The 10,186-nt window shown below is 30.4% G+C and carries 17 protein-coding genes; 1 reads left to right on the top strand and 16 read right to left on the bottom strand.

Annotation, left to right across the window (positions count from 1 at the left end; translation table 11 throughout):
* Positions 1-795 precede the first annotated feature (795 nt).
* The 4 genes from CLPUN_RS02260 to CLPUN_RS02250 form a co-directional block, all read right to left on the bottom strand.
* Positions 796-990 carry a hypothetical protein gene (locus CLPUN_RS02260; protein WP_077845757.1) on the bottom strand — a complete coding sequence of 65 codons (195 nt, stop codon included), beginning with the start codon at positions 988-990 and terminating at the stop codon, positions 796-798.
* Positions 991-1,072: 82 nt separating this feature from the next.
* Entirely contained in the window at positions 1,073-1,252 is a 180-nt protein-coding gene (locus CLPUN_RS02255; protein WP_077845756.1) for an aspartyl-phosphate phosphatase Spo0E family protein, read from the bottom strand.
* 179 nt (positions 1,253-1,431) lie between these two features.
* The gene (locus CLPUN_RS27945; RefSeq protein ID WP_198944277.1) at positions 1,432-1,593 is read right to left on the bottom strand and encodes a hypothetical protein; all 162 of its coding nucleotides are present in this window, start codon (positions 1,591-1,593) and stop codon (positions 1,432-1,434) included.
* A gap of 93 nt (positions 1,594-1,686) precedes the next feature.
* Positions 1,687-2,982 carry a helix-turn-helix domain-containing protein gene (locus CLPUN_RS02250; RefSeq protein WP_077845755.1) on the bottom strand — a complete coding sequence of 432 codons (1,296 nt, stop codon included), beginning with the start codon at positions 2,980-2,982 and terminating at the stop codon, positions 1,687-1,689.
* Positions 2,983-3,552: 570 nt separating this feature from the next.
* Here CLPUN_RS02250 and CLPUN_RS02245 point away from each other — a divergent pair.
* A complete protein-coding gene (locus tag CLPUN_RS02245; RefSeq protein ID WP_077845754.1) occupies positions 3,553-3,996 on the top strand; it encodes an HTH domain-containing protein in 444 nt (147 codons plus the stop codon).
* A gap of 74 nt (positions 3,997-4,070) precedes the next feature.
* Here the strand turns inward: CLPUN_RS02245 and CLPUN_RS02240 are convergent, their stop codons facing one another.
* From CLPUN_RS02240 to CLPUN_RS02195, 12 genes are all read right to left on the bottom strand, one after another.
* Positions 4,071-4,430, bottom strand: a complete 360-nt coding sequence (locus tag CLPUN_RS02240; RefSeq protein ID WP_077845753.1) for a hypothetical protein — start codon at positions 4,428-4,430, stop codon at positions 4,071-4,073.
* Positions 4,431-4,973 carry a hypothetical protein gene (locus tag CLPUN_RS02235; protein ID WP_077845752.1) on the bottom strand — a complete coding sequence of 181 codons (543 nt, stop codon included), beginning with the start codon at positions 4,971-4,973 and terminating at the stop codon, positions 4,431-4,433.
* A 168-nt stretch (positions 4,974-5,141) separates the two neighbouring features.
* Complete coding sequence (locus CLPUN_RS02230) at positions 5,142-5,678, bottom strand: N-acetylmuramoyl-L-alanine amidase (protein ID WP_242954024.1); 537 nt, start codon at positions 5,676-5,678, stop codon at positions 5,142-5,144.
* The gene (locus tag CLPUN_RS28445) at positions 5,663-5,896 is read right to left on the bottom strand and encodes an N-acetylmuramoyl-L-alanine amidase CwlD (protein ID WP_242954023.1); all 234 of its coding nucleotides are present in this window, start codon (positions 5,894-5,896) and stop codon (positions 5,663-5,665) included. The genes CLPUN_RS02230 and CLPUN_RS28445 overlap by 16 nt, the downstream gene beginning before the upstream one ends.
* A 2-nt stretch (positions 5,897-5,898) precedes the next feature.
* On the bottom strand, positions 5,899-6,111 hold the full coding sequence (locus CLPUN_RS02225) for a phage holin (RefSeq protein ID WP_077845751.1): 213 nt from the start codon (positions 6,109-6,111) through the stop codon (positions 5,899-5,901).
* Positions 6,112-6,113: 2 nt separating this feature from the next.
* Entirely contained in the window at positions 6,114-6,431 is a 318-nt protein-coding gene (locus tag CLPUN_RS02220) for a hypothetical protein (RefSeq protein WP_143328953.1), read from the bottom strand.
* Positions 6,432-6,646: 215 nt separating this feature from the next.
* Positions 6,647-7,012, bottom strand: a complete 366-nt coding sequence (locus CLPUN_RS02215; protein ID WP_077845749.1) for a VOC family protein — start codon at positions 7,010-7,012, stop codon at positions 6,647-6,649.
* 136 nt (positions 7,013-7,148) lie between these two features.
* Positions 7,149-8,357: an IS110 family RNA-guided transposase gene (locus CLPUN_RS02210; protein WP_077845748.1), complete on the bottom strand. Its 1,209-nt coding sequence runs from the start codon at positions 8,355-8,357 to the stop codon at positions 7,149-7,151.
* A gap of 296 nt (positions 8,358-8,653) precedes the next feature.
* A complete protein-coding gene (locus tag CLPUN_RS02205; RefSeq protein ID WP_077845747.1) occupies positions 8,654-8,797 on the bottom strand; it encodes an XkdX family protein in 144 nt (47 codons plus the stop codon).
* A gap of 1 nt (position 8,798) precedes the next feature.
* Positions 8,799-9,191, bottom strand: a complete 393-nt coding sequence (locus CLPUN_RS02200) for a hypothetical protein (RefSeq protein ID WP_077845746.1) — start codon at positions 9,189-9,191, stop codon at positions 8,799-8,801.
* A gap of 338 nt (positions 9,192-9,529) precedes the next feature.
* A complete protein-coding gene (locus CLPUN_RS27420; protein WP_158078679.1) occupies positions 9,530-9,688 on the bottom strand; it encodes a hypothetical protein in 159 nt (52 codons plus the stop codon).
* Positions 9,681-10,043, bottom strand: a complete 363-nt coding sequence (locus tag CLPUN_RS02195; protein WP_207652734.1) for a phage portal protein — start codon at positions 10,041-10,043, stop codon at positions 9,681-9,683. Before CLPUN_RS02195 ends, CLPUN_RS27420 begins: the two co-directional genes overlap by 8 nt.
* Positions 10,044-10,186: the final 143 nt, after the last annotated feature.

The following is a 10,186-nucleotide window of genomic DNA, read 5'->3' as shown; positions in this document are numbered from 1 at the left end:
AAAGTGAAGGCAAGCATTATTATATTGCTATGAGCCATGTAGCCAAAAAACTAATACGTGTTATTTTTTATCTTTTAAAAACCAATACCTCATTTGTTCCACAAATGTAATTCCTTAAATTTCCAAGAAACATAGTTGCTTTATTTGTCATGCACTTTTTTATTGACTAAAAAATATGATTTTTTTATTAACTTATATTGACTTCATATAGTTAGTCTCATCCATCTGCCACATTTACTCTTTCTGTTTCGGATAGTTATTGGGCTTTACTTTGTTTTGCAAGTTTACCCACAGAATTGAGCCTCAAATATGATTCGTGTACCTCAGACCAAGGCTTTGCCGCCGACTTCCTTCAGATTCCACCTCGCGATGGACACCCTTGTCTTAAGCTAATGGTTGGCACTATCAGCCCCCATTACGGACTTTCACCGATTAGTACGTGCCCATGCTGGGCACACAAACAAAAACGCCTCAACCCTCATGGTTAAGCCGTTTCTTAATGCAACTTGGTACTCCCAGCGGGAATCCCCAGTCGAATTCTGTTATATTCTATAATCTTCTGTTATGTTCTGAAACCCTCTATTTTACTACGTTTTAGCGTTTCTCACAGATTCACTAAAACCCGTTAAATTTGCTTTAATATCGTCGAACAATCCCCGAACAATCCCCTTTTTCTCTATTCATATTGTTGATAAAACGTGAAGGACTGCTCCACAACATTTACATATATTGATTAATATATATTAATGTCGTTCTAGACCTCATATTTACAAAGTGGCTCTTTTTTTGGCTCTCTTATATTTTTACTTGCATTTTTTTATTAATGAGTAAATCTGAATCAACTACTGTTGTGGATTGACCAAAACATACATAATCGTTAGTTTCCTTAGATATTTTGTATCCAGCACTTTTTAATAGTTCAATTTCTTTTTTAAACGTTTCGATTGAAGTATCTTCCCTAAATATTTCTATTGCTTCTTTAATTACCATAAAACCCTTACCTTTCTATAAATATTATTTATTGTTGGTTATTGCTATGTGTAACATATGTCTCCACATATCTATCTCAAAGTCAAACTTCTCTTTTCATGCTCATGTTTATATATGTATCTAAATTTCTACTGGCAATTATCACTTCGTTAGAACTCCGTCCATATATTTCAATTGCTTTATGTAGATTTGCTCTAGCTATTTCCATAGCTTGGTTAAACTTAGAAATAGCTTCATCATTTTTCAATTTTAATTCCCTCATTTTCCCCCATATATTATCTCCTTATTTACTTTAAATACTTGCTATGAACTCAATTATATATATACATTTAATTTTTCACAAATTTAAAAAACTTTAACCAAATCCACTTGAATTTAGTTAAAGTTTTTCCATATTTTTTCATTAAATTTTGCAGTGTTTTTTATTACTCATTGTCATTATTAATTTGCATCGTGAGTCATTAATTGATATCCATTATTTTGTGTCACCTTAGATATTGTGCTATTTTGAGTACTCTTAGTATGTGTAGTTTTTGTTGAAGCAAACGCAACATTAGATAGTAGCATTGATGTTGCAAGAACTGCTAGTACAATTTTTTTCATAATTTCACCTCCTTCAAAATTCAAACTAAGCGACAAAGCCTTAGTTTAAGTTTGTAATATATTAATATAATTTGCGATAAAAAAATATTTTTTTTAGATTCCTTTAATCTGTTTTGTTTTTTCCCTTGATTTTTTGCTAAAATATTTGCTTTTCTCGTCATTTCGACCTCTATAATACTCACTAATCTCTGAGTAGATTAAAGAGTAATCTATATTTAATTCTTTAGCTCTATCTGCCATTAACATTAAATTTTCTTTGTTCTCTTTTTTTATATAAATCAATGTCAATTCATAGAGTATTTTTTCAATTAGGTTTACATTCTCTATATCTTTTTGCTCACATATCTCTAATGCTTGTACAAGATAATGCTCGACATCTTCATTTAGGTTTTCAAGTATCTTAGATGCAAAATATAGATACTCTCCCATATCTTCATTATATGTGCTATATCTCAAACATTCTTTAATATACATTGATGCTGATTTGTAAATTTTTTTATTAAGGTACAATTCAGCTAAATTCCTGTAAGTCATAGCTATAAAGTGTTTATTATCGTATTCTATAGAAATATTTAGTGTTTCTTTATACTTTTCTTCTGCTTCATTAAATTTATGATAATCATTCAAGCAATTTGAATGGTTCATTTTTATTTTTAATAACATCTTTTTATCTTTTATCTCAAATTTCTCTAGTATTTCAAAATATTCTAAAGCGGTATCATACTCACCTATTTTTTTATATGTAGTCGCCTTATAATACAATATCATTATAGAAAGTTCATCTTCCATTATAAGATTATTTAGTTTCTCTGCGTAATCTAATTGCTGTAATGCTTTAATATAATTCATTGTAGCTATATTATTTCTGGATTTATATATAAAAAACGTCACTTCCTCGATACTATTATTGATGCTCATTTTTAATCCAATATCGCACATATAATCACTTTTAGAATACCTGTTTTTATTGTAGTAAAAATCAGCAGATAATTTATATAACTTTATTTTATTATTATCTGTAATATTATACTTTTCAATTAATTCTTCAGCTTCAGACAACTTTTTGTCAAACAAATCTATGTCTTTAATTTCTTTTAATTCCTTCATAATGCTATTAGTGAAAATATAATTTGCTTGCTCATCTTCATCTTGCATAAGTTCTTTTGGCATAATTAATTCAATCTTTATTCCTTTTTCATTTATAATTTTATTAAAATTTCCAGCAATTCCAGTAGCTAAGTTAATACTTAACTTTTTCTTATCCTTTTCAACTTGACTTAGCCAATTTGTAGTACAAACACCTTCTGCAATTTCTTCCTGAGTTACGTTAAGCATTGTTCGTATTTTTTTTATTTTTTCATGTGTTGGCATAATTTCATTATTAAACATTTACGTTTTCCCCTCTCTCTTTACAGAGATGCTAAAAACTAAATGCAAAATTTGCACATTATGTAATTAAATTCTATACCGTGGACAAACTCACATGAATATACTATAATTACATTGCTTGCATTATGTTGTTAGCATTTCTTTGGACTCTGCAATGTTATGATTTGCCGGTCACTAATTGCAGGGTTTATTGTTTGAAAAATTTAACATATGTTCCTATATATAAGTATATTACATTAATTTAGATTAATATTCAATAAGTCTTAAGTTAATTTTCGTATTATATATTCTTATTTTTACAAAAAGAAAACCCCATCGTAATTTTATTTTACGGTGGGGTTTACTTTTTTACACAATATGTTTTAATTAGTAATTTAATTATAACTCATGCATTGGAAAAGTAAACAATTATTTTTACATAAAGTAGACAGCATTTACATTATAGGTTTATAATGTAAATATATTTCATTTCCATTATAAATTATTACATAAATGTTTTAGTTTGTAGGAATAAGTTATAAGTTAATATGACTTAGTATTAATTAATAGTAATAAAGGGAGATAATAACCATGTTAGAAATTCAAAGTGACCCACGTACATTAAGAGAACTATTAACCGATTTAGTTGAAAACTTTAAATTTGAATTAAGTTTTTTAAGTAGAGCCACGGGCATTGATATAAATTCATTAGAAAAATTTTATAATGGACAAATTGAGGAACTAGACTTATTTTTATCTCTTGAACAATTTTCTAAATTTACACGGGTTATTTCATCATTAGCTATGGATATAACAATGGTAAAAGATGATGATAGAGTACAAGGGGCAATTGAATACTTAACGGCATATGGACTTAAGCTTAATTTAGAAACAATATCCATTTATGCCGATGTCTCAATGGAAGATTTAGAAAGCTTTATGAAAGATACTAATTCAATTTCATATGAAAAAAGATATAAAATAGCAACGAAATGTTTATTTTTACGTTTCTTATTTAAAGAAATATCACAATAAATATAAATAGAATTTTATATGGGAACACAAAAAAGGCTACTGATACATTTATCAGTAGCCTTAATTATAAATACTTATTTTCTATCGAAATATAAATTACGTATATGTTCAAATTCATCTGATTTGTCAACTATCTCCATTAACTTAGGTAATAATAACTTTTTATTTGGGAAGATAGCGTTGTAATTATCTATGAATTGAACTTTACTTAAATTTTCATTATGAAGTCTAATTGAACTTTCTACTAAAAATGACTTAAACTTTTCAAAATCTTCATATGACAATGAATATGCACAAAATAATTCTAAGTTATCATCTTCCTTTATTCCAATCTTTTCCATCGCTTTGCAGATTCCTATAAATAGCATTTTTTGCTTGTTCTCTAATTCATACAATCGTTTTTCCAAGTTATTGTTAATATCAGTATCGTTCAATTATAATACCCCCCAATCTATAATTTGTGATACCCACCATGCAACATCATTAGCAGTAGTATATCCAACCCCCATATTAGTTAGAGCTGAAAGAATTTGGTCTGCAATTGTAGTTCTAACAACAGTTGTCCATGTTGATAACTCATCCAAAACATCCGCTATTTCATAAGAGTATTTCACCATATTATTTACAGTAGATGTGCTAAATCCTAAATACTTTAAACCATTCAATGTAGTTTTTAATCCACTTGAACGAAAAACTCTAGCAGCCGCTTTTAATGCTGCTTTACCAATTTTACCTTTAACACCCTTTGATTCTTTTAATGCATCTTCACTGATAGGTGTTGTAGTAATTCCACTTAAATCTAAAGTAGTAGTTGTTGTATCTTGTTTAGTATCTTTCTTTTCTTTGCTCTTGTCAACCTTAGATTCAATCTTAACAGTGTTATTGTCCTTAACTGACGCACTTGCAGATAATGTAGGTAATAACCCCACTGTTAGGCATAATGATAATACAAAAGCGAGTAACTTATTTTTTTTCATTGTTTCTTCCCCCCGTTTTTCATTTTGTCTTTTATTATTTTGTTAGACTTATTTAACATTATCACAATAATTATGCCAAATAAATACATATTGTCCTAAGTTAATGAAATTATGAATTAAAATGAGATATTTTACATAAAGTTCTTTTTACGCCTATAAATATACGTTTTACGATTTTTTTATTTCATAGAACCATGAGCCTAAAGAACTTTTTAACTCATTGCATTTATTAAGTGGTAGGTACTGCGTTTCTATCCATACGCCTTTACCGTTGCCCCTCACGTAACACATAACGCCCTTGAAATGCTCTAAGGCTCTATTTATATTAACCCCGTCATATGTGGCAGAATCGGGCGGTAAATAGGTCGTAACGATGTACCCTCTTGAGTCTGTTGGGGCTTGAATGGGTATGTTAATATCAATGGCATTACAGAACCTATATGCAAGGGCTTTCCAACTGCAATTAAAATATATAGCCATATCGACGGTACTATCACAAAAGCACATTTCAAAAATTATATTAGGGGCTGAAACATGATTCATTTCGTAAAGTTTCTCGTACTTAACGCCCCTGTTTTTAAAGCCCAACGCACTAAAGTTATTACATAAGTTTGTAGCATATGAAACCGCCCCACTATTTGCAGAACTGACAAGAGCCTCAACCCCATTTCCAGACCCGTCAAAGGCGTTCATGTGTAAGCTGATAAATATATCAACCTTCGCATTATTTGCCTTTGTCGCTCCTTCTGATAGTTCCGCATTTGCATTTGCTCATTACTATTACAATCAATAACCGTATGACCGTATGAAGTTAATACCTGGCTTACTGCCTTATATAATTCTTGCATTTGCTCATATTCTTTTACAATGCCAACTGCTCCGACACAATTTGAGGAATGTCCGCCCCTTAATCCTATAATCATAATTATTGACCCCCTTTATTATCGCTTATCCCTGGTGTAGTAGGGTCGATTATAACCCCTAATATTATCAATATACCTAATATTGAATTAAGTATATCCGCCCAATTATCGGGGAATACCTTATAACCTAATAATTGAGTAACTCCAACTATTGCACTTATTAAAGCCACCCAAAAGCCTTTATTTGTTAATCTGTTTTTTAAATTTATATTCATTTTTATACTTCCCCCTTATTTGCAAATTCGTCTATTCTGTGATGAGCCGACTTGACGGTGTTTTCAACCGTTGCAAGTCTGACCGCTATATCTGTATTAAATTTATCTTGGCTATTTAATTTACCTTGAATGTCGATTATCCCTTGACTGATATAAGACAATTGAACTTCGATTTTTGTTTGTTGAACTGTTTCGGTTTGTATATCCTTTCTGTATGTGTTTTTATAGGTCATATACCCTATATAAGCCCCCGCAATTGCACAACCTAAAGTAAGTGCTACATTAACATTTTCCATTCTGTACCCCTCCAAAAAAGGCAATAAAAACCTGCTAAGCAAAGTCAATACTTTTTAGCAGGTTTTTTCACCTTTTTTTCTTTAATAAAAATTTACATAATAAATAGACCAATTAATTTATTAAATTTTTTCTTGGTCTATTTTACGCAAATTATTTTTTTGTTCTATTAATCTAAATTGTTGATGTATACACAATATAAGAATGTTTACGAATTAACGTAACTTCATATAATACTCAATTAAATTTGTTTCTTAACTTTTGAGTATACTTCAATATCGTTGCCCTCTGTATCTCTGAATTCCAATACCCAGTTATCTAATATTTGAACACAAGGAAATACTATTTGCACCCCCAATTCCTCTATTTTTTTTATGAAAGCATTAATATCACTTACCTCAAAACTCGGAAGGCAATTATCACCATAAACAACCTTTTCACCAACCTCTTCATTATCAAACAACAAAAATCTGAAACCACCTATTATAAACAAACCAACATGGTCTTTTTCTGTCGGTATACCAAGAATTGATTCATAAAAATTACAAGCCCTTTTCATATCCTTTACACATATGTATAAAGAATTTAATTTGATTTCATACTCCATAAAAATCCTCCTTTACTGCTTCTGCAACATAATTTACTATCATGTATTATTATATATACACATTATATTATAATTGTATTTAATTACAAGTTCTTCATATGTCCATATCAACATTATTCTCTAACAGATTCTATTTTCAAACCTTACTATATACTTCCTTTACTCTTGCATAATAAATCCTTAAGAACTTATTCAATCCTGCTATTTTAGCCACTTTTTCAGCTTTTCCTTCTGATTCTTTCTTTAACATATAGTCATATACAACTGAATCCTCTATCGGTTTTATAGCATTTAAAGAAGTCATTATTTCATATCCTGTTTTTCTCAAATATGAAGATCCTCGTTTCGATATCTTTTGCCTTGTCCCTTTAAAATTGCCTGATTCAAATGGTGGTGCATCTATTCCCGCATACGCTATTAGAGCTTTACCATTATGGAATCGCCTTATATCTCCAATAGAACCTATTAATCTTGGTGCTAAAACATCTCCTACTCCAGGCATTGCTCTAACTACATTATACTCATCTAATTTTTTTGCTAATTCTTGCATTTGTAACAATATCATTCTTATAGTTTTTTCTACTTCTTTAAAAACTCGTGTTGCTTCAATTACTAACATTTTTGTAGATTTCATTTGAGCGCTAAGAGTTGTTATGCTTTCTTTTGCCAATGTATATATACTCTTTGCTTTAGCTTCGTTAGCATGATATCCTTCTCTTTTTGCCCATTTTAAATAACTTTGGATAAACTGTTTTTCACTTTTTTTAGTTATGTTATCATAATGCCAATATTCTTTAACAAATGAATTAAGTTTGTATTTCCCAATATAATCATTGTTTCTTAATAAGTTAGTAATCCCAGGCATTGTTTTATCCAATAAATTAGCTAAATTAATCTTGCATTTAATCTTTATAGCTACATATTGATTATATTGCCTACAAAGTGTATTTAACTCATCATACAGTACATCAGATACACAGTAATCATTAAGATGAAACCAATTATCTATTCCATAATTTGAAATTTTTATAGAATCAATCTTATCTGTTTTTCCTTTTCTGAGAGTAAGGCTTGAATATTTTTTCATCATTAATGGATTAATTACTGCTACAAAAATACCTTTTTGTTTCAAATAACTTAAAACAGGTAAATGATATGCTCCAGTAGCTTCAAGTGTAACTCTACTTTCTTCATCAAAATCAAGAATAATATCTGCCAGGTCGGATAAATCTTTTTCAGTATGTTTTATTTCATATGGTGTCCTAATTACTTCTCCATATGGTTTCATAATACATACTGTACTTTTTCCTTTTGATATGTCTATTCCTACACTTATCACGTTCATTCTCTCCATTCATAAATTAATAATTGTACCCATCACACTTATTACTATTCATTTTGGTTAGTTACACGAAAGCCACTAAATTGGTTTCAACCTGCTTAATCGAATATCTATAACAAGAGATGGTTAACAGTTTTTATTACGGAAGTAAAATTCCTAAAAGACTCACGTAAACCAATTACTCTTTATATTATAGTAAAAAAATAAGTGATAGCTTTCTAATCTTTTATAAGATTATCTGCTACACTTATAACGTACCAAAAAGACTTCTTAAAAAGTCCTGAAGAACTGCCCTAAAATTAATTTGTTGAATAATATCTTATTCCAGTAATCAACTTGTATTGCTCCGCCGTGATTTTCTCACCGACTACAAATATTTTAACTTGCTCATTTTTATATAATCCCATGTTGTAATATCTTTGGATTTTCTCGAACCAATCCATTTTATACGCCCCCTTGTAGCTGACCAATTAAAATATCTTTTTGAACCAATTCTAGCAATAAGTTTGCGTTGTCCTGTTCTAGTAATTGCTCGGCTGACAATGGAATATTATTAGTCATTTCGTCAATTTCTTCCTGGGTGTAATAGTCCACTTTTAATTGCTTTGTGGCTACGTCCACATGGTAAGACTTTATATTAATAAATATACTTTCTAATGTTCCGAACTCCAATTCTATAAACTCAATATCATGTATATTTTTATCTTTTAATTCGGGATATATATTTATATCTTGTTCTTTGGTGGTTTCCATCAAACCGCCTTGACCCTCGGGCGTAATAAGTAAAATATTGCCCGTTGCTATTTCATAATATACTTTTGCTTTTACTTCCTTCATTAGCTTTTTACCTCCAATTTTTTAATATGCAATTGCGACATATCTCCAGGTTACACCCACCGCAAGGTTTGAAACTGTAACCGTTCCACCACTTACGGCAATACCGCTACCCCATTGAATATATGCGTTAGCATTACCCGCGGCATCCTTAATTTGGTAATTAAGTCCCGTTGAACCTTCATAAACCGCCAATTTTAAAACTGTTCCTGTTGAATAATTGGTAACATCCGTTTGATTTATTAAATATATGATTACTACATCGGGCGTAAAACTAAGGTTTATTGTTTGGCTCGTAGTAGTGCCGAAAGCGGTATATTTTCCGCCTAAACTGGCTAGGGTTAACCCCCACCAACGCCCATTATATTTTTACCGCTTAAAATATTACTTGATATTAAATCGGGTTGGTTAACCTTCGCCCAACTTGACCCGTCATAGTACCCAGCCGATGGTTGCATATATGCGTTATTATTATTATCTCCGTATGATGTACTATACACACCCGCCGTAAACCTTACTCAATCGCCTGTTAACATATGAATAACCCTCACCATATAAAAGAAAATCATTGACTAGGGCTTGTTTAAATTGAAAGCCGTCTAGGGTGTCCCCTGTGGTGTCATTCAATAAATTAACCCTATAATCTTCGATAGGCGTTACTTTCCCGCCCTCACTCTTATATAATTTAATGGGTAAACTTGCAATCGTACCCGATATTAAATTTACACTCCCGCTCACCGATGGTATGTTCAAGAACCTTTCTTTTGAAACTTCTTGAGCTGACAAATCAGCGACCACTTGGTCAAGAGTTAAACCACTATCGGGTGTAAATATTTCTCTAATTTTCCCAAACAATACATTTTTTAATTCAATACTATAATAGTGCATTTTTACTTGAATAATTTTACAGTTGAATAAAAAAACAGATTTTTAGGCTATTTTTAATGACTCAAAAATTTCTTCGATCGGCGTACCGCTTGCGGCAGCATTGTAAATAT

Origin of the sequence: Clostridium puniceum, from assembly GCF_002006345.1 — a bacterium.
In the GTDB taxonomy this organism is placed as follows: Bacteria; Bacillota; Clostridia; order Clostridiales; family Clostridiaceae; genus Clostridium; species Clostridium puniceum.
Note: the sequence above shows the minus strand (reverse complement) of the source record. Positions and strands in the feature narration are given on the sequence as shown.